Raw genomic sequence first — 22,576 nt, 5'->3', positions numbered from 1 at the left:
CGAGACCGAGAGAAGACTGAAGCCTTATGGCTACCACTTCACTTGACCTGGCCAGGGTCCGCAACATCGGGATCATGGCCCACATCGACGCGGGCAAGACGACCACCACCGAGCGGATCCTGTTCTACACCGGTGTGTCCTACAAGATCGGTGAGGTCCACGACGGCGCTGCCACCATGGACTGGATGGAGCAGGAGCAGGAGCGTGGCATCACGATCACCTCGGCTGCCACCACCTGTCACTGGCCGCTGGACGACGTCGACCACACCATCAACATCATCGACACCCCGGGCCACGTCGACTTCACCGTCGAGGTGGAGCGCTCGCTGCGCGTGCTCGACGGTGCCGTGACGGTGTTCGACGGCGTCGCCGGCGTGGAGCCCCAGTCCGAGACGGTGTGGCGTCAGGCGGACCGCTACGGCGTTCCGCGTATCTGCTTCGTCAACAAGCTCGACCGGACCGGCGCGGAGTTCCACCGCTGCGTCGACATGATCTCGGACCGCCTTGGTGCGCAGCCGCTGGTCATGCAGCTTCCGATCGGTGCCGAGGCCGACTTCAAGGGCGTCGTGGACCTGGTCCGCATGAAGGCGCTCGTGTGGTCCGCCGAGGCCGCCAAGGGCGAGATGTACGACGTCGTCGACATCCCGGCCACGCACACCGAGGCCGCCGAGGAGTGGCGCGGCAAGCTGATCGAGGCCGTCGCGGAGAACGACGAAGAGATCATGGAGCTGTACCTCGAGGGCGAGGAGCCCACCGAGGAGCAGCTGTACGCCGCGATCCGTCGCATCACCATCGCGTCCGGCAAGTCCAACGACACCACGGTCACCCCGGTGTTCTGCGGCACCGCGTTCAAGAACAAGGGCGTCCAGCCCCTGCTCGACGCGGTCGTGCGCTATCTCCCCACCCCGCTTGACGTCGAGGCCATCGAGGGCCACGCCGTCAACGACCCGGAGGAGATCATCAAGCGCAAGCCGTCGGAGGACGAGCCGCTGTCGGCGCTGGCGTTCAAGATCATGAGCGACCCGCACCTCGGCAAGCTCACCTTCGTCCGCGTGTACTCCGGTCGCCTGGAGTCCGGCACCCAGGTGCTGAACTCCGTCAAGGGCAAGAAGGAGCGCATCGGCAAGATCTACCGCATGCACGCGAACAAGCGTGAGGAGATCGACGCGGTGGGCGCCGGCGACATCGTCGCCGTCATGGGTCTGAAGCAGACCACCACCGGTGAGACGCTGTCCGACGACAAGAACCCGGTGATCCTGGAGTCCATGGACTTCCCGGCGCCGGTCATCCAGGTCGCCATCGAGCCCAAGTCGAAGGGCGACCAGGAGAAGCTCGGCGTCGCGATCCAGCGTCTGGCCGAGGAGGACCCGTCCTTCCAGGTTCACACGAACGAGGAGACGGGCCAGACCATCATCGGTGGTATGGGCGAGCTGCACCTCGAGGTGCTGGTCGACCGTATGCGCCGTGAGTTCAAGGTCGAGGCCAACGTCGGCAAGCCGCAGGTCGCCTACCGCGAGACGATCCGCAAGGCCGTCGAGCGCGTCGACTACACGCACAAGAAGCAGACTGGTGGTACCGGCCAGTTCGCCAAGGTGCAGATCGCGATCGAGCCGATCGAGGGCGGCGACGCCTCGTACGAGTTCGTGAACAAGGTCACCGGTGGCCGTATCCCGAAGGAGTACATCCCTTCGGTCGACGCCGGTGCGCAGGAGGCCATGCAGTTCGGCATCCTCGCGGGCTACGAGATGACCGGCGTGCGGGTCACGCTGATCGACGGTGGCTACCACGAGGTCGACTCCTCCGAGCTCGCGTTCAAGATCGCCGGCTCGCAGGCCTTCAAGGAGGCCGCGCGCAAGGCCAGCCCCGTGCTGCTCGAGCCGATGATGGCCGTCGAGGTCACCACGCCCGAGGACTACATGGGCGAGGTCATCGGTGACATCAACTCCCGCCGTGGCCAGATCCAGGCCATGGAGGAGCGGGCGGGTGCTCGCGTCGTGAAGGGCCTCGTGCCCCTCTCGGAGATGTTCGGTTACGTCGGCGACCTGCGCAGCAAGACGTCCGGCCGGGCCAGCTACTCCATGCAGTTCGACTCCTACGCCGAGGTTCCGCGGAACGTCGCCGAGGAGATCATCGCGAAGGCCAAGGGCGAGTAACGCACCGCGTTCACACGCTTTAGGCTTGACACCGGAGCCTCAGGGGGCGTTCCACCGCAACAGCGGGCGGAATGCCCCGGGGCCCGGGCTTTCCAGCAAAGATCACCTGGCGCCGATGAAGCAAGGCGTTCAGAACCACTCCACAGGAGGACCCCGTGGCGAAGGCGAAGTTCGAGCGGACTAAGCCCCACGTCAACATCGGCACCATCGGTCACATCGACCACGGTAAGACGACCCTCACGGCCGCCATTACCAAGGTGCTGCACGACGCGTACCCCGACCTGAACGAGGCCTCGGCGTTCGACCAGATCGACAAGGCTCCCGAGGAGCGCCAGCGCGGTATCACCATCTCCATCGCGCACGTCGAGTACCAGACCGAGACGCGTCACTACGCCCACGTCGACTGCCCCGGTCACGCGGACTACATCAAGAACATGATCACGGGTGCGGCGCAGATGGACGGCGCCATCCTCGTGGTCGCCGCCACCGACGGCCCGATGCCGCAGACCAAGGAGCACGTGCTCCTGGCCCGCCAGGTCGGCGTTCCCTACATCGTCGTCGCCCTGAACAAGGCCGACATGGTGGACGACGAGGAGATCCTGGAGCTCGTCGAGCTCGAGGTCCGTGAGCTGCTCTCCGAGTACGAGTTCCCGGGCGACGACCTTCCGGTCGTCAAGGTCTCGGCGCTCAAGGCCCTTGAGGGCGACAAGGAGTGGGGTCAGACCGTCCTCGACCTGATGAAGGCCGTCGACGAGAACATCCCGCAGCCCGAGCGTGACGTCGACAAGCCGTTCCTGATGCCGATCGAGGACGTCTTCACGATCACCGGTCGCGGTACGGTCGTCACCGGCCGTATCGAGCGTGGTGTCCTCAAGGTCAACGAGACCGTCGACATCGTGGGCATCAAGCCGGAGAAGACCACCACCACGGTCACCGGCATCGAGATGTTCCGCAAGCTGCTCGACGAGGGCCAGGCCGGTGAGAACGTCGGTCTGCTGCTCCGCGGCATCAAGCGCGAGGACGTCGAGCGCGGCCAGGTCATCATCAAGCCCGGTTCGGTCACGCCGCACACCGAGTTCGAGGCCCAGGCCTACATCCTGTCCAAGGACGAGGGTGGCCGCCACACGCCGTTCTTCAACAACTACCGTCCGCAGTTCTACTTCCGTACGACGGACGTGACCGGCGTGGTGACCCTCCCCGAGGGCACCGAGATGGTCATGCCGGGTGACAACACCGAGATGAAGGTGGAGCTCATCCAGCCCGTCGCCATGGAAGAGGGCCTGAAGTTCGCCATCCGTGAGGGTGGCCGGACGGTCGGCGCCGGCCAGGTCACCAAGATCAACAAGTGAGCTTGCTGATCTGACCTGGTAGCTCCAGCGCGAGCACCTGAAGGGGCCCGCACGACTTCGGTCGTGCGGGCCCTTTCGCATGCCCGCACGCCGGTCCGGACGCCCTCCGTCAGGGGGTGCGGCGCAGCCCGTCGACCAGGACGGCGGCCAGCCTGCGGGCGTCGTAGTCGGGGTCGCTCTCCGCGCCGATGCACAGGTTGCCGACGCCGCGCAGCAGGGTGAGGGCATCGATGTCGTCGCGGATCTCGCCGGCGGCCACCGCCGCGGACAGCAGGTCGGCGCAGACGGGTACCAGGCGGTCCAGGAAGTAGTCGTGCAGGGCGGCGAAGCCGGACTGGTCGGAGCGCAGCACGGCGGCGAGGCCGTGCTTGGTGACCAGGAAGTCCACGAACAGGTCGATCCAGCGGCGCAGGGCCGCGTGTGGGGTCGCGGCGTCGGCGAGCAGGGCGGGGCCGGCCTCGGCGCAGGCGTCCACCTGGTGCCGGTAGACGGCGATGATCAGGTCCGCGCGGGTCGGGAAGTGCCGGTAGAGCGTGCCCATGCCGACGCCGGCCCGGGAGGCGATGTCCCGCACCGGAGCGTCCACGCCCGAGGTGACGAAGACCGCGGCGGCCGCTTCGAGCAGCGTCTCCTTGTTGCGCCGGGCGTCCTTCCGCCGGGACGGGGCCGCGCTTCCGCCGCGCTGGTCGCTCTCGCTCACCGCGTCGCTCCTCGCTCTCTCGCCGGTTCTCCGCATGGTCTCACGCAGGCAGGGAGGGAGCCGTGGTACGCCTGCGCTTGCGAAAACGGAACAGTGTTCCGTATCGTCGGAGGCGTACCGGAGCGTTGTTCCGTTTTAAGTGCAGGAGGCTCCCATGCAGTACCGCACGCTCGGCCGGACCGGTGTCCAGGTCAGCACGCTCGCGCTCGGCGCCATGAATTTCGGCACCATCGGGCGCACCACGCAGGACGAGGTCACCGCCATCGTCGACGCGGCCCTGGAGGCCGGCGTCAACCTCATCGACACCGCCGACTTCTACGGCGAGGGCGAGTCCGAGGAGATGGTCGGCAAGGCCATCGCGGGCCGCCGCGACGACATCGTGCTGGCCACCAAGGCCACCATGCCGATGGGGGAGGAGCGCAACCACCGGGGCAGCTCCCGCCGTTGGCTGTACACCGCCCTGGACGACAGCCTGCGCCGCCTCGGGGTGGACCACGTCGACCTGTACCAGATCCACCGCTGGGACCCGGCCACCAGCGACGAGGAGACCCTGTCGGCTCTCACCGACCTCCAACGCGCGGGAAAGATCCGCTACTTCGGCTCCTCCACCTTCCCCGCGTACCGCATCGTGCAGGCCCAGTGGGCCGCCCGCGAGCTGCGTCTGGGCCGGTACGTCACCGAGCAGCCCAGCTACTCGATCCTCCAGCGCGGCATCGAGTCGCACGTCCTTCCGGTGACCCAGGAGTACGGCCTCGGGGTGCTGGTGTGGAGCCCGCTCGCCTCGGGCTGGCTGTCCGGCGCGGTCCGCAAGGGCCGCGAAGCGACCACGAGCCGGGCGCGGTTGCTGCCCGAGCGGTTCGACCTCTCGGTCCCCGCCAACCAGGCCCGTAGCGAGGCCGTGGAGCGGCTGGCCGAGATCGCCGACCAGGCCGGCCTGACCCTGATCCAGCTGGCGCTGGGATTCGTGAACGCGCACCCCGGCGTGACCGCCGCGCTCATCGGCCCCCGCACGCTCGACCATCTGGGATCCCAGCTCGCCGCCGCCGACACCGTGCTCCCCGCCGACGTCCTCGACGCGATCGACGAGATCGTCGCCCCCGGCACGGACCTGGCCCCGCACGAGAAGTTCGACACGCCGCCCGCCCTGCTCGACGCGTCCCTGCGCCGCCGCTGACCGGGACGGGCGGCACCTGATGCCCCCACACCCCGGCCGAGCTTCGGGATCACGACCGCGCCCTCACAGGTCGGCTACGACGGCGTCGTGCAGGTCTGGCGCGAGGCGGACGCGCTGCCGCAGATCGGGCACGCCTGGCTGTTCGGCCACCTCACGCCCCTCTTCGGCGCCCCGCCGGGCCCGGTTTCCGAGGCTGGACGCTGCTCGCGGCCCTCGCGGCAGAGACCGAACGGGGGTCGCCGAGGAGGCCGTCCGGCCGTCCGTATGACGGTGCGTGGATTCCGGACATCGGACTCTCGGGCCCGCTTCTTGGAATCGCGTTAACGGAGGAGTAACACTGGGACGGTCGGCCGGCCTCCCGTATACGAAACAGGTCCGGCCGACGTCCCGCGCGCGGCAACGGCGCCGAGCGCCCCCACCGGTGCCGTACCGGTGAAGCCGTGTCAGAAAGGGACCTGCCCCGTGACCACGCGACCCGACCCCAAGGCTTCCCTCGACCGTCTGCGGGCCGAGGTGGAGCGCCGCAACCCCGCGGAGCCCGAGTTCCACCAGGCCGCCCGCGAGGTCCTGGAGACGCTCGCGCCCGTGCTCGCCGCGCGGCCCGAGTACGCGGATCCGGGGCTCGTGGAGCGGCTGGTCGAGCCGGAACGACAGATCATGTTCCGGGTCCCGTGGCAGGACGACCGGGGGCGGATCCACGTCAACCGGGGCTTCCGTGTCGAGTTCAACAGCGCCCTCGGCCCGTACAAGGGCGGTCTGCGCTTCCACCCCTCGGTGAACCTCGGCATCATCAAGTTCCTGGGCTTCGAGCAGATCTTCAAGAACGCGCTCACCGGGCTCGGCATCGGCGGCGGCAAGGGCGGCAGCGACTTCGACCCGCAGGGCCGCAGCGACGCCGAGGTCATGCGCTTCTGCCAGTCCTTCATGAGCGAGCTGTACCGGCACATCGGCGAGTACACCGACATCCCCGCGGGGGACATCGGCGTCGGCGCCCGGGAGATCGGCTACCTGTTCGGCCAGTACCGGCGCATCACCAACCGCTGGGAGGGCGGCGTCCTCACCGGCAAGAGCTCCGGCTGGGGCGGCTCGCTGATCCGCCCGGAGGCCACCGGGTACGGCAACGTGCTCTTCACCGAGGCCATGCTGCGCGCCCGCGGGGAGGACCTGGAGGGGCAGACCGCGGTCGTCTCCGGCTCCGGCAACGTGGCGGTCCACACCATCCAGAAGCTGGCCGCCCTCGGCGCCAACCCGGTCACCTGCTCCGACTCCGGCGGCTACGTCGTCGACGAGAAGGGCATCGACCTGGAACTGCTGCGCCAGATCAAGGAGGTCGAGCGGGGCCGGGTGAGCACGTACGCCGAACGCCGGGGCGCCTCCGCGCGGTTCGTGCCGGACGGGCGCGTCTGGGAGGTGCCGGCGGACATCGCCCTGCCGTCGGCCACCCAGAACGAGCTGAACGCCGCCGACGCCGACGCCCTCATCCGCAACGGCGTGAAGGCGGTCTCCGAGGGCGCGAACATGCCCACCACGCCCGAGGCCGTGCAGCTGTTCCAGCGGGCCGGGGTGGCCTTCGGACCCGGCAAGGCGGCCAACGCCGGCGGGGTCGCGGTCAGCGCGCTGGAGATGACGCAGAACGCCTCGCGCACGTCGTGGAAGGCCGACCAGGTCGAGAGCGAGCTGGCCCGCATCATGAGCGACATCCACACCACCTGCGCCGAGACGGCCGAGCGCTACGGCGCCCCGGGCGACTACGTGACCGGTGCGAACATCGCCGGCTTCGAGCGGGTGGCGGACGCGATGCTGGCCCAGGGCGTCATCTGACCCGCTGGGGAGGCGCGCGCACGGGGGCTCAGGGTTTGACCTACGTCACGCTCGGGGTATTCTCTCCGGCTCGATTGGCCAGGCCCCTGCCCCGTATGGCAGACTAACGGGGTTGCTCGGTCGAGTGTTGATGCTGCGCGCCTCCCGCCGGGAGGACCGGAAGCGAGTCCCACAGTACTCGTCGCCCTAACTGCCGAAAGGCAGCGCTGGGGCGGACGTACGGGAATCTTCCGGGAAGTGTCAGCGCGGCACCGACCAGGCACCCGGTGGGCCTCCTAGCTCCCGGCTTGCGGTTCCGGAAGGGCCGTGTTCCCACGCAGGGATGTTCGAACAAGGGACATCTGTGTCAGCGGGAGCGCGACACGCCCGACCGCGTGGGTCGGAGGAGGTCAAGGGAACACCGGGTTCCAGAGCGTATGAGAGACAGGACTACTGAGTAGCCATGGCGGGACAGAAGATCCGCATCCGGCTCAAGGCCTACGACCACGAGGTCATCGACTCTTCGGCGAAGAAGATCGTCGAGACGGTGACTCGCACTGGTGCGTCGGTCGCGGGCCCGGTGCCGCTGCCCACTGAGAAGAACGTGTACTGCGTCATCAAGTCGCCGCACAAGTACAAGGACTCGCGCGAGCACTTCGAGATGCGCACGCACAAGCGCCTGATCGACATCCTCGACCCGACCCCCAAGACCGTTGACTCTCTGATGCGACTCGACCTCCCGGCCGGTGTCGACATCGAGATCAAGCTCTGAGGCCGGTGATCTGAACGATGGCTAAGCAGATCAAGGGCATCCTGGGCGAGAAGCTCGGCATGACGCAGGTGTGGGACGCGAACAACCGCGTCGTCCCGGTCACCGTCGTCAAGGCGGGCCCCAACGTCGTCACCCAGGTCCGTACCAACGACGCCGACGGCTACGAGTCCGTCCAGCTCGCCTTCGGCGAGATCGACCCGCGCAAGGTGAACAAGCCCCTCAAGGGCCACTTCGCGAAGGCCGACGTCACCCCCCGTCGTCACCTCGTCGAGATCCGCACCGCGGACGCCTCCGAGTACACGCTGGGCCAGGAAGTCACCGCCGAGGTGTTCGAGGCCGGCGTGAAGGTCGACGTGACCGGCAAGAGCAAGGGCAAGGGCTTCGCCGGTGTCATGAAGCGCCACAACTTCCGTGGCCTCGGCGCCGGACACGGTACCCAGCGCAAGCACCGCTCTCCCGGTTCCATCGGTGGCTGCGCCACCCCGGGCCGTGTGTTCAAGGGCCTCCGTATGGCGGGTCGCATGGGCAACGAGCGGGTCACCACCCAGAACCTGACCGTCCACGCCGTTGACGCGGAGAAGGGTCTGCTGCTCATCAAGGGCGCGGTTCCCGGTCCGAACGGCGGCCTCGTCCTGGTCCGCACCGCGGCCAAGGGGGCCTGAGGTAACCGATGAGCACTGTTGACATCCTTTCGCCGGCTGGCGACAAGGCCGGTTCCGTCGAGCTCCCCGCGGAGATCTTCGGCGTAGAGAAGATCAGCGTTCCGCTGCTCCACCAGGTCGTCGTCGCCCAGCTGGCCGCTGCCCGTCAGGGCACGCACAAGACCAAGACCCGTGGCGAGGTCCGTGGTGGCGGCAAGAAGCCGTACCGCCAGAAGGGCACCGGTCGCGCCCGTCAGGGTTCGACCCGCGCGCCGCAGTTCGCCGGTGGTGGCGTCGTGCACGGTCCCGTGCCGCGTGACTACTCGCAGCGGACCCCGAAGAAGATGAAGGCCGCGGCCCTGCGCCACGCCCTCACCGACCGGGCCCGCAACAACCGCATCCACGTCGTCTCCGGCGTGATCGAGGGCGACAACCCGTCCACGAAGGCCGCGAAGAGCCTGCTCGGCAAGATCTCGGAGCGCAAGAACCTGCTCCTGGTCGTCGAGCGCGCCGACGAAGCCGCGTGGCTGTCCGCCCGCAACCTGCCCCAGGTCCACATCCTGGAGCCGGGCCAGCTGAACACGTACGACGTTCTCGTCTCGGACGACGTGGTCTTCACCCAGGCCGCGTTCGAGTCCTTCGTGTCGGGCCCGAAGGCCGATGACACCGAAGGGAGCGAGGCCTGATGGCTATCCGTCACCCCGCCATTGCCTCCAAGGCCGCGAAGAAGGCCAAGGCCGCTCGCGTCGCCAAGGCGCGCCGCCACGAAGCCGAGGGCAAGAACACCGTCGTCACTCCGGTGAGCAAGTCGTACACGGACCACCGTGACGTCCTGCTGAAGCCGGTCGTGTCGGAGAAGAGCTACGCGCTCCTCGACGAGAACAAGTACACGTTCATCGTCGACCCGAACGCCAACAAGACCCAGATCAAGCAGGCCGTGCAGGCGGTCTTCGACGTCAAGGTCACTGGGGTCAACACGATCAACCGCGCCGGCAAGCGCAAGCGGACCCGCACCGGGTTCGGCCAGCGTGCCGCCACCAAGCGCGCGATCGTGACCCTCGCCGAGGGCGACCGTATCGACATCTTCGGCGGTCCGACCGCGTAAGCGGGTCGGATCGTCCGATATCGGACGAGGACTGAGAAATGGGAATCCGCAAGTACAAGCCGACTACGCCGGGCCGCCGTGGCTCCAGCGTCGCCGACTTCGTCGAGGTCACGCGGTCCACGCCGGAGAAGTCGCTGGTCCGCCCGCTGCACAGCAAGGGCGGCCGTAACAACGCCGGTCGTGTGACCGTTCGCCACCAGGGTGGCGGACACAAGCGCGCCTACCGCGTGATCGACTTCCGTCGTCACGACAAGGACGGCGTGCCGGCGAAGGTCGCGCACATCGAGTACGACCCCAACCGCACCGCGCGCATCGCGCTGCTGCACTACGCCGACGGCGAGAAGCGCTACATCCTCGCCCCGCGCAACCTGCAGCAGGGTGACCGCGTCGAGAACGGTCCCGGGGCCGACATCAAGCCGGGCAACAACCTGGCGCTCCGTAACATCCCGGTCGGTACCACGATCCACGCGATCGAGCTCCGTCCCGGTGGCGGCGCCAAGTTCGCCCGCTCCGCCGGTGCCTCCGTGCAGCTGCTCGCGAAGGAGGGCCAGATGGCCCACCTCCGCATGCCGTCCGGTGAGATCCGCCTGGTCGACGTGCGCTGCCGCGCCACCGTCGGCGAGGTCGGCAACGCCGAGCAGAGCAACATCAACTGGGGCAAGGCCGGTCGCAAGCGCTGGCTGGGCGTCCGCCCGACCGTTCGCGGTGTGGCGATGAACCCGGTTGACCACCCGCACGGTGGTGGTGAGGGCAAGACCTCCGGTGGTCGCCACCCGGTCTCCCCGTGGGGTCAGAAGGAGGGTCGTACTCGTTCGCCGAAGAAGGCTTCGAACAAGTACATCGTCCGCCGCCGCAAGACGAACAAGAAGCGCTAGGAGCGGGTTTAGATGCCGCGCAGTCTCAAGAAGGGGCCCTTCGTCGACGACCACCTGATCAAGAAGGTGGACGCCCAGAACGAAGCCGGCACCAAGAACGTCATCAAGACCTGGTCCCGTCGCTCCATGATCGTGCCGGCCATGCTCGGCCACACGCTCGCGGTGCACAACGGCAAGACCCACATCCCGGTGTTCGTCACCGAGGCGATGGTCGGTCACAAGCTCGGCGAGTTCTCGCCGACGCGCACCTTCCGGGGCCACGTCAAGGACGACCGGAAGTCGAAGCGCCGCTAGTAGCGGATCGCATTCAGACACGTAAGAAACTGAAGGGACAACCATGGAAGCCAGGGCCCAGGCGCGGTACATCCGCGTCACGCCCATGAAGGCCCGCCGCGTGGTGGACCTCATCCGTGGCATGGACGCCACGGAGGCCCAGGCTGTTCTGCGATTCGCTCCGCAGGCAGCCTCCGTGCCGGTCGGCAAGGTGCTCGACAGCGCCATCGCCAACGCCGCGCACAACTACGACCACACGGACGCCTCCTCGCTGTTCATCAGCGAGGCGTACGTCGACGAGGGCCCGACCCTGAAGCGGTTCCGGCCGCGCGCCCAGGGCCGTGCCTACCGGATCCGCAAGCGGACCAGCCACATCACCGTGGTCGTCGCCAGCAAGGAAGGAACCCGGTAATGGGCCAGAAGGTTAACCCGCATGGGTTCCGGCTCGGTGTCACCACGGACTTCAAGTCCCGGTGGTACGCCGACAAGCTGTACAAGGACTACGTCAAGGAAGACGTCGCCATCCGTCGGATGATGACGTCCGGCATGGAGCGCGCCGGTATCTCGAAGGTGGAGATCGAGCGCACCCGTGACCGCGTCCGTGTGGACATCCACACGGCACGCCCGGGCATCGTCATCGGCCGCCGCGGCGCCGAGGCCGACCGCATCCGCGGTGACCTGGAGAAGCTGACCGGCAAGCAGGTCCAGCTGAACATCCTCGAGGTCAAGAACCCGGAGACGGACGCTCAGCTGGTGGCCCAGGCCGTCGCCGAGCAGCTCTCCTCCCGCGTCTCCTTCCGCCGTGCCATGCGCAAGAGCATGCAGTCGGCGATGAAGGCCGGCGCCAAGGGCATCAAGATCCAGTGCGGTGGCCGCCTCGGTGGCGCCGAGATGTCCCGCTCGGAGTTCTACCGCGAGGGCCGCGTGCCCCTGCACACGCTCCGCGCGAACGTGGACTACGGCTTCTTCGAGGCCAAGACGACCTTCGGCCGCATCGGTGTGAAGGTCTGGATCTACAAGGGCGACGTCAAGAACATCGCCGAGGTCCGCGCCGAGAACGCTGCGGCCCGTGCGGGTAACCGCCCGGCCCGTGGTGGCGCCGACCGCCCGGCCCGTGGTGGCCGCGGTGGCGAGCGTGGCGGGCGCGGTCGTAAGCCGCAGCAGGCTGCCGGCGCCGAGGCCCCCAAGGCCGAGGCTCCCGCCGCCGCTCCGGCTGAGAGCACCGGAACGGAGGCCTGACCGTCATGCTGATCCCCCGTAGGGTCAAGCACCGCAAGCAGCACCACCCGAAGCGCAGCGGTATGTCCAAGGGTGGAACGCAGGTTGCGTTCGGCGAGTACGGCATCCAGGCGCTGACCCCGGCCTACGTGACGAACCGCCAGATCGAGGCGGCTCGTATCGCGATGACCCGCCACATCAAGCGTGGCGGCAAGGTCTGGATCAACATCTACCCGGACCGTCCCCTCACCAAGAAGCCGGCCGAGACCCGCATGGGTTCCGGTAAGGGTTCGCCGGAGTGGTGGATCGCCAACGTCAAGCCCGGACGCGTCATGTTCGAGCTGTCGTACCCCAACGAGAAGATCGCCCGTGAGGCCCTGACTCGCGCAGCCCACAAGCTGCCGATGAAGTGCCGGATCGTCAAGCGCGAGGCAGGTGAAGCGTGATGTCGGCCGGTACCAAGGCGTCCGAGCTGCGCGAGCTGGGCAACGAGGAGCTTCTGGCGAAGCTCCGCGAGGCCAAGGAAGAGCTGTTCAACCTCCGCTTCCAGGCGGCCACGGGTCAGCTCGAGAACCACGGTCGGCTGAAGGCCGTCCGTAAGGACATCGCGCGGATCTACACCCTGATGCGCGAGCGTGAGCTGGGCATCGAAACGGTGGAGAACGCATGAGCGAGAGCAACGTGACTGAGAACAAGGAAGCCCGCGGTTTCCGCAAGACCCGTGAGGGTCTGGTCGTCAGCGACAAGATGGACAAGACCGTCGTCGTCGCCGTCGAGGACCGCGTCAAGCACGCGCTGTACGGCAAGGTCATCCGCCGTACCAGCAAGCTCAAGGCACACGACGAGCAGAACGCCGCGGGTGTCGGCGACCGCGTCCTCCTCATGGAGACCCGGCCGCTGTCCGCGACGAAGCGCTGGCGCATCGTCGAGATCCTCGAGAAGGCCAAGTAATTCCTGCGGGGCAAACCCGGCAGGTCAGTTCCGCCAGGCTCCGGGAGCCGCTCGCTGAGCGGCTCCCGGGGAACCGGCAGACAAACAGGAGATAGACGTGATCCAGCAGGAGTCGCGACTGCGTGTCGCCGACAACACTGGTGCGAAGGAGATCCTTTGCATCCGTGTGCTCGGTGGCTCCGGTCGCCGCTACGCGGGCATCGGTGACGTCATCGTCGCCACCGTCAAGGACGCGATCCCCGGTGGCAACGTGAAGAAGGGTGACGTCGTCAAGGCCGTCATCGTTCGCACCGTCAAGGAGCGCCGCCGTCCGGACGGCTCGTACATCCGCTTCGACGAGAACGCCGCCGTCATTCTGAAGAACGACGGCGACCCTCGCGGCACCCGTATCTTCGGCCCCGTCGGCCGTGAGCTGCGCGAGAAGAAGTTCATGAAGATCATCTCGCTCGCGCCGGAGGTGCTGTAAGCATGAAGATCAAGAAGGGCGACCTGGTCCAGGTCATCACCGGTAAGGACAAGGGCAAGCAGGGCAAGGTCATCGCGGCCTTCCCCCGCGAGGACCGAGTCCTGGTCGAGGGTGTCAACCGGGTCAAGAAGCACACCAAGGCCGGCCCGACCGCTAGCGGTTCCCAGGCCGGCGGCATCGTGACCACCGAGGCGCCGATCCACGTCTCCAACGTCCAGCTGGTCGTTGAGAAGGATGGCAACAAGGTCGTCACGCGTGTCGGCTACCGCTTCGACGACGAGGGCAACAAGATCCGCGTTGCCAAGCGGACGGGTGAGGACATCTGATGGCTACCACCACCACTCCGCGTCTCAAGACGAAGTACCGCGAGGAGATCGCGGGCAAGCTGCGTGACGAGTTCAAGTACGAGAACGTCATGCAGATCCCCGGCCTCGTCAAGATCGTGGTCAACATGGGTGTGGGCGACGCCGCCCGCGACTCCAAGCTGATCGAGGGCGCCATCCGCGACCTCACCACGATCACCGGTCAGAAGCCGGCCGTCACCAAGGCCCGCAAGTCCATCGCGCAGTTCAAGCTGCGTGAGGGTCAGCCGATCGGTGCCCACGTCACGCTCCGTGGCGACCGCATGTGGGAGTTCCTGGACCGCACCCTGTCGCTCGCGCTCCCGCGCATCCGCGACTTCCGCGGTCTGTCCCCCAAGCAGTTCGACGGCCGTGGCAACTACACCTTCGGTCTCACGGAGCAGGTCATGTTCCACGAGATCGACCAGGACAAGATCGACCGCGTCCGGGGTATGGACATCACCGTGGTCACCACGGCGACCAACGACGCTGAGGGCCGCGCGCTCCTTCGTCACCTCGGCTTCCCCTTCAAGGAGGCGTGAGCGAGATGGCGAAGAAGGCTCTGATCGCTAAGGCTGCTCGCAAGCCCAAGTTCGGTGTGCGTGGCTACACCCGCTGCCAGCGCTGCGGCCGCCCGCACTCCGTGTACCGCAAGTTCGGCCTGTGCCGCGTGTGCCTTCGTGAGATGGCTCACCGTGGCGAGCTGCCGGGCGTGACCAAGAGCTCCTGGTAATCCCCCCTTTCAGGGATAACCAAGGCTCTCGGTAAGCAGACAGGGCGGCAGGACGCCCAGCCCGCATGCCTTAGGCTTGTGGGGTTGGGCGTCTGTCGCCGCCCTTACGACTTACTACGCCGTAGGTCCACCGCGCCGCACCCGTCCCGTCTCGGATCGGGGAGAGGGATGGCGCACCAGGAAACCCCGGCGAGAGAGGCCGAAGGCCAATTCATGACCATGACTGATCCGATCGCAGACATGCTTACGCGTCTGCGGAACGCGAACTCGGCGTACCACGACACCGTGGCGATGCCGCACTCGAAGATCAAGTCGCACATCGCGGAGATCCTCCAGCAGGAGGGCTTCATCACGGGCTGGAAGGTCGAGGACGCCGAGGTCGGCAAGAGCCTCGTTCTCGAGCTGAAGTTCGGCCCGAACCGTGAGCGCTCCATCGCGGGCATCAAGCGGATCTCCAAGCCCGGTCTCCGGGTGTACGCGAAGTCCACCAACCTGCCGAAGGTGCTCGGCGGCCTGGGCGTGGCCATCATCTCCACGTCGCACGGTCTCCTCACCGACAAGCAGGCCGGCAAGAAGGGCGTGGGTGGGGAAGTCCTCGCCTACGTCTGGTAGCAGAAGGGAACGGAGGAAACAGCTATGTCGCGCATCGGCAAGCTCCCCATCGCGGTTCCCGCCGGCGTGGACGTCACCATCGACGGCCGTACGGTCAAGGTCAAGGGCCCCAAGGGCGAGCTGACCCACACCGTCTCGGCGCCGATCGAGGTCGCCAAGGGCGAAGACGGCACCCTGTCGGTGACCCGCCCGAACGACGAGCGTCAGAACAAGGCCCTGCACGGCCTGTCCCGCACGCTGGTGGCGAACATGATCACCGGCGTGACCCAGGGTTACGTGAAGAAGCTCGAGATCAGCGGTGTCGGTTACCGCGTGACCGCCAAGGGTTCGAACCTCGAGTTCGCCCTCGGTTACAGCCACCCGATCACGGTCGAGGCCCCCGAAGGCATCTCCTTCAAGGTCGAGGCGCCCACGCGCTTCTCGGTCGAGGGCATCGACAAGCAGAAGGTCGGTGAGGTCGCGGCCAACATCCGCAAGCTGCGCAAGCCCGACCCGTACAAGGCCAAGGGCGTCAAGTACGAGGGCGAAGTCATCCGCCGCAAGGTCGGAAAGGCGGGTAAGTAAGCCATGGCATACGGACAGAAGATCCTCAAGGGCGACGCCTACAAGCGCGCCGCGATCAAGCGCCGCCACATCCGGATCCGTAAGCACATCAACGGTACGGCGGAGCGTCCGCGTCTGGTCGTTACCCGCTCGAACCGCCACATCGTGGCCCAGGTGATCGACGACATCAAGGGTCACACCCTGGCGTCCGCGTCCACCCTGGACACCTCGATCCGCGGTGGCGAGGGCGACAAGTCCGCGCAGGCCAAGCAGGTCGGCGCCCTGGTCGCCGAGCGTGCCAAGGCCGCCGGTGTCGAGGCTGTCGTGTTCGACCGTGGTGGCAACCAGTACGCCGGGCGCATCGCTGCCCTGGCGGACGCCGCCCGCGAAGCCGGGCTCAAGTTCTGAGCCTGCCGTAGCTAGCGGAAACAGAGAGAGGTAAATCCAATGGCTGGACCCCAGCGCCGCGGTGGCGGTGCCGGTGGCGGCGAGCGGCGGGACCGGAAGGGCCGTGACGGCGGCGCAGCTGCCGCCGAGAAGACCGCGTACGTTGAGCGCGTTGTCGCGATCAACCGCGTCGCCAAGGTTGTGAAGGGTGGTCGTCGCTTCAGCTTCACCGCGCTGGTCGTGGTGGGTGACGGTGACGGCACCGTGGGTGTCGGTTACGGCAAGGCCAAGGAGGTGCCGGCCGCCATCGCCAAGGGTGTTGAGGAGGCCAAGAAGCACTTCTTCAAGGTCCCCCGTATCCAGGGCACCATCCCGCACCCGATCACGGGTGAGAAGGCTGCCGGCGTCGTGCTGCTCAAGCCCGCGTCCCCCGGTACCGGCGTTATCGCCGGTGGCCCGGTGCGTGCGGTGCTCGAGTGCGCCGGTATCCACGACGTCCTGTCGAAGTCGCTCGGCTCGTCGAACGCGATCAACATCGTGCACGCGACCGTGGAGGCCCTGAAGGGCCTGCAGCGTCCCGAGGAGATCGCGGCCCGCCGTGGTCTGCCCCTCGAGGACGTCGCTCCCGCGGCTCTGCTGCGTGCGCGTGCCGGGGCTGGTGCTGCGTAATGGCTCAGCTCAAGATCACGCAGACGAAGTCGTACATCGGCAGCAAGCAGAACCACCGCGACACCCTGCGCTCCCTTGGTCTCAAGGGCATCAACACGCAGGTCGTCAAGGAGGACCGCCCCGAGTTCCGCGGCATGGTGCACACCGTCCGCCACCTCGTGACGGTCGAGGAGGTCGACTGATCATGGCGGAGCAGAACCCGCTCAAGATCCACAACCTCCGTCCGGCCCCCGGCGCCAAGACCGCGAAGACCCGTGTCGGTCGTGGTGAGGCGTCGAAGGGTAAGACGGCCGGTCGTGGTACCAAGGGCACCAAGGCCCGTTACCAGGTTCCGGAGCGCTTCGAGGGCGGCCAGATGCCGCTGCACATGCGCCTCCCGAAGCTGAAGGGCTTCAAGAACCCGTTCAAGACCGAGTACCAGGTCGTCAACCTGGACAAGCTCGCCTCCCTCTACCCCGAGGGTGGCGAGGTCACGGTCGCGGATCTGGTCGAGAAGGGTGCCGTTCGCAAGAACAGCCTCGTCAAGGTGCTCGGCCAGGGCGAGATCTCCGTGGCGCTGCAGGTGACGGTCGACGCCGTCTCCGGCTCCGCCAAGGAGAAGATCACCGCCGCCGGCGGCAGCGTCACCGAGCTCGTCTGAGTGCATCAGGCGTCTTGATGACTTGAGCGATCCCGACCGGGGATACCCCACAAATGGGGTATCCCCGGTTGGTCGTTCCAAGGGGGGCGGTCTCGCCGGTAAGGTGGCCTGCACTGCCCACTTTCACCGGGTGCTTCAATGGGGCACTCTGAGCGGCAGTTGACCGTTAGCTAAGTCGTTCCCTATCAGTCGAACCTCAGACCGTCACCCTTGACGCAGTTGCGCGGGGGTCGCAGGAGGCACCGTGCTCACCGCGTTCGCCCGGGCGTTCAAGACGCCCGACCTGCGCAAGAAGCTGCTCTTCACGCTCGGCATCATCGTGATCTACCGGGTCGGGACGCACATCCCGATCCCCGGCGTCGACTACCGGGCCGTTCAGGTCTGTATCGACCAGGCGAGCACGAACCAGGGCATCTTCGGCCTGGTCAACATGTTCAGCGGCGGTGCGCTGCTGCAGATCACGATCTTCGCGCTCGGCATCATGCCGTACATCACGGCGAGCATCATCCTGCAGCTGCTGACCGTCGTGATCCCGCGTCTGGAGGCCCTGAAGAAGGAGGGCCAGTCGGGTACCGCGAAGATCACGCAGTACACCCGTTACCTCACGGTCGCGCTGGCCATCCTCCAGGGCACCGGCCTGGTCGCGACGGCCCGCAGCGGCTCGCTGTTCCCGCAGTGTGCTGTCGCCGGCCAGATCGTCCCGGACCGCTCCATCTTCACGACCATCACGATGGTCATCACCATGACCGCCGGTACGGCCGTCGTCATGTGGCTCGGTGAGCTCATCACCGACCGCGGCATCGGCAACGGCATGTCGATCCTCATGTTCATCTCGATCGCCGCGACCTTCCCGGCCGCGATGTGGGCCATCAAGCAGCAGGGCGACCTGGCGGACGGCTGGATCGAGTTCGGCACGGTGATCCTCGTCGGCCTGGTCATGGTCGGCCTGGTGGTCTTCGTCGAGCAGGCCCAGCGCCGTGTACCCGTGCAGTACGCCAAGCGCATGATCGGCCGCCGTTCCTACGGCGGCACGTCGACCTACATCCCACTCAAGGTGAACCAGGCGGGTGTGATCCCCGTCATCTTCGCTTCGTCGCTGCTCTACATCCCGGCACTGATCGTCCAGTTCTCCGGATCGAACGCCGGTTGGGCCGCCTGGATCCAGCAGAATCTGGCCAGTACTTCGGCCCCGGTTCACATCGCTCTGTACTTCCTGCTGATCGTCTTCTTCGCGTTCTTCTACGTGGCCATCTCGTTCAACCCCGAGGAAGTCGCGGACAACATGAAGAAGTATGGTGGCTTCATCCCGGGCATCCGGGCTGGCCGTCCGACCGCTGAGTACCTGTCGTACGTACTCAACCGGATCACGTGGCCGGGCTCGCTGTACTTGGGTCTGATCGCTCTCGTGCCGACGATGGCGTTGGCTGGTTTCGGGGCAGACCAGAACTTCCCGTTCGGTGGGACCAGCATCCTCATCATCGTGGGTGTGGGTCTTGAGACGGTGAAGCAGATCGAGAGCCAGCTCCAGCAGCGCAATTACGAAGGGTTCCTCCGCTGATGCGAATCGTCCTCGTCGGGCCGCCGGGTGCCGGGAAGGGAACGCAGGCCGCGTTCCTGGCCAAGAACCTGTCGATCCCGCACATCTCCACGGGCGACCTGTTCCGCGCCAACATCAGCCAGCAGACGGACCTCGGCAAGCTCGCGAAGTCCTACATGGACGCGGGCAACCTGGTGCCGGACGAGGTCACCATCGGGATGGCCAAGGACCGCATGGAGCAGCCGGACGCCGAGAACGGCTTCCTGCTCGACGGCTTCCCGCGCAACGTGTCGCAGGCCGAGGCGCTCGACGAGATGCTCCGCTCCGAGAGCATGAAGCTCGACGCGGTGCTGGATCTCGAGGTCCCCGAGGACGAGGTCGTCAAGCGGATCGCCGGGCGGCGGATCTGCCGCAAGGACTCCAGCCACGTCTTCCACGTCACGTACAGCCGGCCGGAGCAGGAAGGCGTCTGCGACGTCTGCGGCGGCGAGCTGTACCAGCGGGACGACGACTCCGAGGAGACCGTCCGCAAGCGGCTCGAGGTCTACCACACGCAGACCGAGCCGATCATCGACTACTACAAGGCGCAGGGGCTGGTCGTGACCATCTCCGCCCTCGGCAAGGTCGAGGAGGTCACGGCTCGCGCCATGCAGGCGCTGAAGCGTGACGAGGACGACAAGTAGGAGTCACCAGCTCGTACGGCGCAGCCGCGGTTCCCGGTCAGGGGGCCGCGGCTGCTGCATGGGGCGGGGTGTGCCTCCGCCCTTATGGTTGAGAAAAGTCCCGCAGTCCGGTCCGAGAAAGGCCCCGCCGCCATGGTGCAGATCAAGAACCCCGAGCAGATCGCCAAGATGCGCGAGGCGGGGCTGGTCGTCGCCGCCATCCACGCGGCCACCCGGGAGGCCGCGGTGCCCGGGGCCAGCACCAAGGACCTGGACGAGGTCGCGCGCAAGGTGCTCGCCGAGCACGGGGCCAAGTCGAACTTCCTGGGCTACGGCGGCTTTCCGGCGACGATCTGCACGTCCGTGAACGACGTCGTCGTCCACGGCATCCCCTCGGAGGACGTCGTCCTCAAGGACGGCGACATCATCTCCATCGACTGCGGCGCCATCGTCGACGGCTGGCACGGGGACGCCGCCTACACGGCCTTCGTCGGTTCCGGGCACGCCCCCGAGCTCGTGGAGCTCTCCCGGGTGACCGAGGAGTCGATGTGGGCCGGCATCGCGGCCATGAAGCAGGGCAACCGCCTCGTGGACGTCTCCCGCGCCATCGAGACGTACATCCGCCGCCAGCCCAAGCCGGGCGGCGGCCGCTACGGGATCATCGAGGACTACGGCGGCCACGGCATCGGCACCGAGATGCACATGGACCCGCACCTGCTGAACTACGTGGAACGCCGGCGCGGCAAGGGCCCCAAGCTGGTCCCCGGCTTCTGCCTGGCCATCGAGCCCATGGTCTCCCTGGGCACCCCGAAGACCGAGGTGCTCGAGGACGACTGGACCGTGATCACGACCGACGGCACCTGGTCCTCCCACTGGGAGCACTCCGTCGCGCTGACGGAGCAGGGCCCGCTGGTCCTGACGGCACCGGACGGCGGCAAGGCGAAGCTGGCGGAGCTCGGTGTGACGGCGGCGCCCGATCCGCTGGGATGACCGACGGCCTGAAGCCGGTCCGCCGCGGAGGCCGGCGCAGCCGCTCGACGCTGTGAGGCGCCCCGGGCGTCATGCCGGATCCGGATCCGCTTGCGTAAGGATCTCCCCTGTGGGGCAGACTTCCCCGATTCGTGTTTCCGGGTGCCCTGACGTAGACTGACTCGTCGGCTCTTGTGTACCCGCATGTCTGCATGCGTTCGCAGAGAGTCGATCAAGGTAGTCGATTCGAAGGGCGAAGCGTGGCCAAGAAGCAAGGTGCCATCGAGATCGAGGGCACTGTCGTCGAGTCTCTTCCGAACGCCATGTTCAAGGTCGAGCTCCAGAACGGCCACCAGGTCCTGGCACACATCAGCGGCAAGATGCGTATGCACTACATCCGCATCCTCCCTGACGACCGGGTCGTGGTGGAGCTGTCTCCGTACGACCTCACGCGTGGCCGGATCGTCTACCGCTACAAGTAGATCTTGCCCGGGTCCCGGTTTTGCCGGGGCGTTGGCACTGACCCGGAGAACCTCACCCCATGAAGGTCAAGCCGAGCGTCAAGAAGATCTGCGACAAGTGCAGGGTGATCCGCCGTCACGGTCGGGTCATGGTGATCTGCGACAACCCGCGCCACAAGCAGCGCCAGGGCTGACGCACGACCCCACCCCTCTGCACCGCTATCGCAGAGATTCGCGCGACGCGAGCTGAATTTGTTCATACGCAGAGCCCGGGCGAGCGATCGCCTGACACCCCCGGTTCGGAGGCCGGGGACCCAGTTCGTACCTGGTACGGCGGCTGGGAACCGGTTCTGCGGAAGACCTCCGACAACCACCAGGAGCCATTGAATGGCACGCGTTTCCGGTGTTGACATCCCGCGCGAAAAGCGCGTGGAGATCGCCCTCACCTACGTGTTCGGTATCGGCCGGACTCTTTCGCAGCAGACGCTGGCCGCCGTCGGCGTCGACCCGAACACTCGCGTCCGCGACCTCTCCGAGGAGCAGCTCGTCGCGATCCGCGAGTACGTCGACAACAACATCAAGACCGAGGGTGACCTCCGTCGCGAGATCCAGGCCGACATCCGCCGCAAGGTCGAGATCGGTACCTACCAGGGTCTGCGTCACCGTCGCGGTCTGCCCGTCCGCGGTCAGCGCACCAGCACCAACGCGCGTACCCGCAAGGGCCCGCGTCGCGCCATCGCCGGTAAGAAGAAGCCGGGCAAGAAGTAGTCCACAGCGGACTTACCGTCCAGCGGTCTTCGCTGTAGGACCGACCACCTCCCGTAGGAGTACAGATGCCCCCCAAGGGTCGTCAGGGCGCTGCCAAGAAGGTACGCCGCAAGGAAAAGAAGAACGTCGCTCACGGCCACGCGCACATCAAGAGCACGTTCAACAACACGATCGTCTCCATCACGGACCCGTCCGGCAACGTGATCTCCTGGGCCTCCGCCGGCCACGTCGGCTTCAAGGGCTCCCGGAAGTCCACGCCGTTCGCCGCGCAGATGGCCGCCGAGTCGGCTGCCCGCCGCGCCCAGGAGCACGGCATGCGCAAGGTCGACGTGTTCGTCAAGGGCCCGGGTTCCGGTCGTGAGACCGCGATCCGCTCCCTGCAGGCCACGGGCCTCGAGGTCGGCTCCATCCAGGACGTCACCCCGACCCCGCACAACGGCTGCCGTCCGCCGAAGCGCCGTCGCGTCTGATCGCGCGCTTCACCGGGCTTTTCGGGCGGTACGGCTCCTCGGGGCCGTATCGCCCGTACCCTTGCAGTACCCGTCCCTCTTGCCGGGGACGACCCGTCCCTCTTGCCGGGGACGGTATCCGTCGGGCGTCAAATAGCGGGCGTCCACGAATGAAGGATCTGATCCACACATGCTGATCGCTCAGCGTCCCTCGTTGACCGAAGAGGTCGTCGACGAGTTCCGCTCCCGGTTCGTGATCGAGCCGCTGGAGCCGGGCTTCGGCTACACCCTCGGCAACTCCCTGCGCCGCACCCTCCTCTCGTCGATC

Annotated in this window: 33 protein-coding genes and 1 pseudogene; 33 read left to right on the top strand and 1 reads right to left on the bottom strand. The window is 67.1% G+C overall.

Annotation, left to right across the window (positions count from 1 at the left end):
- Positions 1 to 26 precede the first annotated feature (26 nt).
- Together fusA and tuf are read left to right on the top strand one after the other, a co-directional pair.
- Positions 27 to 2,153, top strand: coding sequence for an elongation factor G (gene fusA / locus ACFRAC_RS18040; protein WP_382924839.1), 2,127 nt, complete (start codon positions 27 to 29; stop codon positions 2,151 to 2,153).
- A gap of 155 nt (positions 2,154 to 2,308) precedes the next feature.
- A complete protein-coding gene (tuf, locus tag ACFRAC_RS18035) occupies positions 2,309 to 3,502 on the top strand; it encodes an elongation factor Tu (RefSeq protein ID WP_361348290.1) in 1,194 nt (397 codons plus the stop codon).
- A 109-nt stretch (positions 3,503 to 3,611) separates the two neighbouring features.
- Here the strand turns inward: tuf and ACFRAC_RS18030 are convergent, their stop codons facing one another.
- On the bottom strand, positions 3,612 to 4,238 hold the full coding sequence (locus ACFRAC_RS18030; protein WP_382924838.1) for a TetR/AcrR family transcriptional regulator: 627 nt from the start codon (positions 4,236 to 4,238) through the stop codon (positions 3,612 to 3,614).
- Positions 4,239 to 4,356: 118 nt separating this feature from the next.
- Here ACFRAC_RS18030 and ACFRAC_RS18025 point away from each other — a divergent pair, with 118 nt between their 5' ends.
- The 31 genes and pseudogenes from ACFRAC_RS18025 to ACFRAC_RS17875 form a co-directional block, all read left to right on the top strand.
- Positions 4,357 to 5,376, top strand: coding sequence for an aldo/keto reductase (locus ACFRAC_RS18025; protein WP_382924837.1), 1,020 nt, complete (start codon positions 4,357 to 4,359; stop codon positions 5,374 to 5,376).
- Positions 5,377 to 5,838: 462 nt separating this feature from the next.
- Positions 5,839 to 7,197: an NADP-specific glutamate dehydrogenase gene (gene gdhA / locus ACFRAC_RS18020; protein WP_382924836.1), complete on the top strand. Its 1,359-nt coding sequence runs from the start codon at positions 5,839 to 5,841 to the stop codon at positions 7,195 to 7,197.
- Between the two features lie 442 nt (positions 7,198 to 7,639).
- Positions 7,640 to 7,948: a 30S ribosomal protein S10 gene (gene rpsJ / locus ACFRAC_RS18015; protein ID WP_003948644.1), complete on the top strand. Its 309-nt coding sequence runs from the start codon at positions 7,640 to 7,642 to the stop codon at positions 7,946 to 7,948.
- Between the two features lie 17 nt (positions 7,949 to 7,965).
- A complete protein-coding gene (gene rplC / locus ACFRAC_RS18010) occupies positions 7,966 to 8,610 on the top strand; it encodes a 50S ribosomal protein L3 (RefSeq protein ID WP_361348279.1) in 645 nt (214 codons plus the stop codon).
- Between the two features lie 8 nt (positions 8,611 to 8,618).
- Positions 8,619 to 9,275 (top strand): 50S ribosomal protein L4, encoded by a 657-nt coding sequence (gene rplD / locus ACFRAC_RS18005; RefSeq protein WP_382924835.1) that lies wholly within the window; start codon positions 8,619 to 8,621, stop codon positions 9,273 to 9,275.
- Entirely contained in the window at positions 9,275 to 9,694 is a 420-nt protein-coding gene (rplW, locus tag ACFRAC_RS18000) for a 50S ribosomal protein L23 (protein ID WP_382924834.1), read from the top strand. The genes rplD and rplW overlap by 1 nt, the downstream gene beginning before the upstream one ends.
- 38 nt (positions 9,695 to 9,732) lie before the next feature.
- Positions 9,733 to 10,569 (top strand): 50S ribosomal protein L2, encoded by an 837-nt coding sequence (rplB, locus tag ACFRAC_RS17995; RefSeq protein ID WP_059192905.1) that lies wholly within the window; start codon positions 9,733 to 9,735, stop codon positions 10,567 to 10,569.
- Positions 10,570 to 10,581: 12 nt separating this feature from the next.
- The gene (gene rpsS, locus ACFRAC_RS17990) at positions 10,582 to 10,863 is read left to right on the top strand and encodes a 30S ribosomal protein S19 (RefSeq protein ID WP_361348271.1); all 282 of its coding nucleotides are present in this window, start codon (positions 10,582 to 10,584) and stop codon (positions 10,861 to 10,863) included.
- Positions 10,864 to 10,906: 43 nt separating this feature from the next.
- The gene (rplV, locus tag ACFRAC_RS17985; RefSeq protein WP_003998827.1) at positions 10,907 to 11,254 is read left to right on the top strand and encodes a 50S ribosomal protein L22; all 348 of its coding nucleotides are present in this window, start codon (positions 10,907 to 10,909) and stop codon (positions 11,252 to 11,254) included.
- The gene (gene rpsC, locus ACFRAC_RS17980; RefSeq protein WP_030839666.1) at positions 11,254 to 12,081 is read left to right on the top strand and encodes a 30S ribosomal protein S3; all 828 of its coding nucleotides are present in this window, start codon (positions 11,254 to 11,256) and stop codon (positions 12,079 to 12,081) included. The genes rplV and rpsC overlap by 1 nt, the downstream gene beginning before the upstream one ends.
- 5 nt (positions 12,082 to 12,086) lie before the next feature.
- Positions 12,087 to 12,506, top strand: coding sequence for a 50S ribosomal protein L16 (gene rplP, locus ACFRAC_RS17975; protein ID WP_030745246.1), 420 nt, complete (start codon positions 12,087 to 12,089; stop codon positions 12,504 to 12,506).
- On the top strand, positions 12,506 to 12,730 hold the full coding sequence (gene rpmC, locus ACFRAC_RS17970) for a 50S ribosomal protein L29 (protein WP_007494763.1): 225 nt from the start codon (positions 12,506 to 12,508) through the stop codon (positions 12,728 to 12,730). Before rplP ends, rpmC begins: the two co-directional genes overlap by 1 nt.
- Positions 12,727 to 13,011, top strand: a complete 285-nt coding sequence (gene rpsQ, locus ACFRAC_RS17965; protein ID WP_361348267.1) for a 30S ribosomal protein S17 — start codon at positions 12,727 to 12,729, stop codon at positions 13,009 to 13,011. Before rpmC ends, rpsQ begins: the two co-directional genes overlap by 4 nt.
- Before the next feature lie 97 nt (positions 13,012 to 13,108).
- Positions 13,109 to 13,477: a 50S ribosomal protein L14 gene (gene rplN / locus ACFRAC_RS17960; RefSeq protein ID WP_003998823.1), complete on the top strand. Its 369-nt coding sequence runs from the start codon at positions 13,109 to 13,111 to the stop codon at positions 13,475 to 13,477.
- 2 nt (positions 13,478 to 13,479) lie between these two features.
- Complete coding sequence (rplX, locus tag ACFRAC_RS17955) at positions 13,480 to 13,803, top strand: 50S ribosomal protein L24 (protein ID WP_033272457.1); 324 nt, start codon at positions 13,480 to 13,482, stop codon at positions 13,801 to 13,803.
- Positions 13,803 to 14,360 (top strand): 50S ribosomal protein L5, encoded by a 558-nt coding sequence (rplE, locus tag ACFRAC_RS17950; RefSeq protein ID WP_007494758.1) that lies wholly within the window; start codon positions 13,803 to 13,805, stop codon positions 14,358 to 14,360. The genes rplX and rplE overlap by 1 nt, the downstream gene beginning before the upstream one ends.
- Before the next feature lie 5 nt (positions 14,361 to 14,365).
- Positions 14,366 to 14,551, top strand: coding sequence for a type Z 30S ribosomal protein S14 (locus ACFRAC_RS17945; RefSeq protein ID WP_003948630.1), 186 nt, complete (start codon positions 14,366 to 14,368; stop codon positions 14,549 to 14,551).
- Positions 14,552 to 14,764: 213 nt separating this feature from the next.
- Positions 14,765 to 15,163 carry a 30S ribosomal protein S8 gene (gene rpsH / locus ACFRAC_RS17940; protein ID WP_053759511.1) on the top strand — a complete coding sequence of 133 codons (399 nt, stop codon included), beginning with the start codon at positions 14,765 to 14,767 and terminating at the stop codon, positions 15,161 to 15,163.
- 24 nt (positions 15,164 to 15,187) lie between these two features.
- Positions 15,188 to 15,727, top strand: coding sequence for a 50S ribosomal protein L6 (gene rplF / locus ACFRAC_RS17935; protein WP_382924833.1), 540 nt, complete (start codon positions 15,188 to 15,190; stop codon positions 15,725 to 15,727).
- Positions 15,728 to 15,730: 3 nt separating this feature from the next.
- On the top strand, positions 15,731 to 16,114 hold the full coding sequence (gene rplR, locus ACFRAC_RS17930; RefSeq protein ID WP_007494754.1) for a 50S ribosomal protein L18: 384 nt from the start codon (positions 15,731 to 15,733) through the stop codon (positions 16,112 to 16,114).
- A 39-nt stretch (positions 16,115 to 16,153) separates the two neighbouring features.
- Positions 16,154 to 16,762 carry a 30S ribosomal protein S5 gene (rpsE, locus tag ACFRAC_RS17925; RefSeq protein WP_030671799.1) on the top strand — a complete coding sequence of 203 codons (609 nt, stop codon included), beginning with the start codon at positions 16,154 to 16,156 and terminating at the stop codon, positions 16,760 to 16,762.
- The gene (gene rpmD, locus ACFRAC_RS17920) at positions 16,762 to 16,944 is read left to right on the top strand and encodes a 50S ribosomal protein L30 (protein ID WP_005481207.1); all 183 of its coding nucleotides are present in this window, start codon (positions 16,762 to 16,764) and stop codon (positions 16,942 to 16,944) included. The genes rpsE and rpmD overlap by 1 nt, the downstream gene beginning before the upstream one ends.
- A gap of 2 nt (positions 16,945 to 16,946) precedes the next feature.
- A complete protein-coding gene (gene rplO, locus ACFRAC_RS17915) occupies positions 16,947 to 17,402 on the top strand; it encodes a 50S ribosomal protein L15 (RefSeq protein ID WP_062664033.1) in 456 nt (151 codons plus the stop codon).
- A 244-nt stretch (positions 17,403 to 17,646) separates the two neighbouring features.
- Positions 17,647 to 18,960: a preprotein translocase subunit SecY gene (gene secY / locus ACFRAC_RS17910; RefSeq protein WP_382924832.1), complete on the top strand. Its 1,314-nt coding sequence runs from the start codon at positions 17,647 to 17,649 to the stop codon at positions 18,958 to 18,960.
- Positions 18,960 to 19,622: an adenylate kinase gene (locus ACFRAC_RS17905; protein ID WP_382924831.1), complete on the top strand. Its 663-nt coding sequence runs from the start codon at positions 18,960 to 18,962 to the stop codon at positions 19,620 to 19,622. The genes secY and ACFRAC_RS17905 overlap by 1 nt, the downstream gene beginning before the upstream one ends.
- 132 nt (positions 19,623 to 19,754) lie before the next feature.
- Complete coding sequence (gene map, locus ACFRAC_RS17900) at positions 19,755 to 20,591, top strand: type I methionyl aminopeptidase (protein ID WP_382924830.1); 837 nt, start codon at positions 19,755 to 19,757, stop codon at positions 20,589 to 20,591.
- A gap of 239 nt (positions 20,592 to 20,830) precedes the next feature.
- The gene (infA, locus tag ACFRAC_RS17895; protein ID WP_003948620.1) at positions 20,831 to 21,052 is read left to right on the top strand and encodes a translation initiation factor IF-1; all 222 of its coding nucleotides are present in this window, start codon (positions 20,831 to 20,833) and stop codon (positions 21,050 to 21,052) included.
- A 59-nt stretch (positions 21,053 to 21,111) separates the two neighbouring features.
- Positions 21,112 to 21,225, top strand: a complete 114-nt coding sequence (rpmJ, locus tag ACFRAC_RS17890; RefSeq protein ID WP_003974245.1) for a 50S ribosomal protein L36 — start codon at positions 21,112 to 21,114, stop codon at positions 21,223 to 21,225.
- Between the two features lie 193 nt (positions 21,226 to 21,418).
- On the top strand, positions 21,419 to 21,799 hold the full coding sequence (gene rpsM / locus ACFRAC_RS17885; protein ID WP_361157573.1) for a 30S ribosomal protein S13: 381 nt from the start codon (positions 21,419 to 21,421) through the stop codon (positions 21,797 to 21,799).
- A 65-nt stretch (positions 21,800 to 21,864) separates the two neighbouring features.
- Positions 21,865 to 22,269, top strand: a complete 405-nt coding sequence (gene rpsK / locus ACFRAC_RS17880) for a 30S ribosomal protein S11 (protein ID WP_003956432.1) — start codon at positions 21,865 to 21,867, stop codon at positions 22,267 to 22,269.
- Between the two features lie 169 nt (positions 22,270 to 22,438).
- Positions 22,439 to 22,576 (top strand): annotated as a pseudogene (locus ACFRAC_RS17875) (DNA-directed RNA polymerase subunit alpha); the annotation flags it as partial.

Source organism: Streptomyces sp. NPDC056628, from assembly GCF_042792555.1.
Lineage (GTDB): Bacteria > Actinomycetota > Actinomycetes > Streptomycetales > Streptomycetaceae > Streptomyces.
The sequence above is the reverse complement of the archived record's forward strand: the minus strand, read 5'-3'. Positions and strand labels throughout refer to the sequence as shown.

Bases quoted from the DNA above. Each gene is read 5' to 3' on its own strand.
- rpsS (WP_361348271.1), top strand. From the start codon at position 10,582: ATGCCGCGCAGTCTCAAGAAGGGGCCCTTCGTCGACGACCACCTGATC.
- rpmC (WP_007494763.1), top strand. From the start codon at position 12,506: ATGTCGGCCGGTACCAAGGCGTCCGAGCTGCGCGAGCTGGGCAACGAG.
- rplO (WP_062664033.1), top strand. From the start codon at position 16,947: ATGGCGGAGCAGAACCCGCTCAAGATCCACAACCTCCGTCCGGCCCCC.
- rplF (WP_382924833.1), top strand. From the start codon at position 15,188: ATGTCGCGCATCGGCAAGCTCCCCATCGCGGTTCCCGCCGGCGTGGAC.
- rplX (WP_033272457.1), top strand. From the start codon at position 13,480: ATGAAGATCAAGAAGGGCGACCTGGTCCAGGTCATCACCGGTAAGGAC.
- rplR (WP_007494754.1), top strand. From the start codon at position 15,731: ATGGCATACGGACAGAAGATCCTCAAGGGCGACGCCTACAAGCGCGCC.
- rplD (WP_382924835.1), top strand. From the start codon at position 8,619: ATGAGCACTGTTGACATCCTTTCGCCGGCTGGCGACAAGGCCGGTTCC.
- rplB (WP_059192905.1), top strand. From the start codon at position 9,733: ATGGGAATCCGCAAGTACAAGCCGACTACGCCGGGCCGCCGTGGCTCC.
- rpmD (WP_005481207.1), top strand. From the start codon at position 16,762: ATGGCTCAGCTCAAGATCACGCAGACGAAGTCGTACATCGGCAGCAAG.
- fusA (WP_382924839.1), top strand. From the start codon at position 27: ATGGCTACCACTTCACTTGACCTGGCCAGGGTCCGCAACATCGGGATC.
- ACFRAC_RS17945 (WP_003948630.1), top strand. From the start codon at position 14,366: ATGGCGAAGAAGGCTCTGATCGCTAAGGCTGCTCGCAAGCCCAAGTTC.
- rpsE (WP_030671799.1), top strand. From the start codon at position 16,154: ATGGCTGGACCCCAGCGCCGCGGTGGCGGTGCCGGTGGCGGCGAGCGG.
- ACFRAC_RS18030 (WP_382924838.1), bottom strand. From the start codon at position 4,238: ATGCGGAGAACCGGCGAGAGAGCGAGGAGCGACGCGGTGAGCGAGAGC.
- rpsH (WP_053759511.1), top strand. From the start codon at position 14,765: ATGACCATGACTGATCCGATCGCAGACATGCTTACGCGTCTGCGGAAC.
- ACFRAC_RS17905 (WP_382924831.1), top strand. From the start codon at position 18,960: ATGCGAATCGTCCTCGTCGGGCCGCCGGGTGCCGGGAAGGGAACGCAG.
- rplP (WP_030745246.1), top strand. From the start codon at position 12,087: ATGCTGATCCCCCGTAGGGTCAAGCACCGCAAGCAGCACCACCCGAAG.
- rplW (WP_382924834.1), top strand. From the start codon at position 9,275: ATGGCTATCCGTCACCCCGCCATTGCCTCCAAGGCCGCGAAGAAGGCC.
- rpsC (WP_030839666.1), top strand. From the start codon at position 11,254: ATGGGCCAGAAGGTTAACCCGCATGGGTTCCGGCTCGGTGTCACCACG.
- map (WP_382924830.1), top strand. From the start codon at position 19,755: ATGGTGCAGATCAAGAACCCCGAGCAGATCGCCAAGATGCGCGAGGCG.
- ACFRAC_RS18025 (WP_382924837.1), top strand. From the start codon at position 4,357: ATGCAGTACCGCACGCTCGGCCGGACCGGTGTCCAGGTCAGCACGCTC.
- rpsK (WP_003956432.1), top strand. From the start codon at position 21,865: ATGCCCCCCAAGGGTCGTCAGGGCGCTGCCAAGAAGGTACGCCGCAAG.
- rpsJ (WP_003948644.1), top strand. From the start codon at position 7,640: ATGGCGGGACAGAAGATCCGCATCCGGCTCAAGGCCTACGACCACGAG.
- rplE (WP_007494758.1), top strand. From the start codon at position 13,803: ATGGCTACCACCACCACTCCGCGTCTCAAGACGAAGTACCGCGAGGAG.
- rplV (WP_003998827.1), top strand. From the start codon at position 10,907: ATGGAAGCCAGGGCCCAGGCGCGGTACATCCGCGTCACGCCCATGAAG.
- rpsQ (WP_361348267.1), top strand. From the start codon at position 12,727: ATGAGCGAGAGCAACGTGACTGAGAACAAGGAAGCCCGCGGTTTCCGC.
- rpsM (WP_361157573.1), top strand. From the start codon at position 21,419: ATGGCACGCGTTTCCGGTGTTGACATCCCGCGCGAAAAGCGCGTGGAG.
- rpmJ (WP_003974245.1), top strand. From the start codon at position 21,112: ATGAAGGTCAAGCCGAGCGTCAAGAAGATCTGCGACAAGTGCAGGGTG.
- rplC (WP_361348279.1), top strand. From the start codon at position 7,966: ATGGCTAAGCAGATCAAGGGCATCCTGGGCGAGAAGCTCGGCATGACG.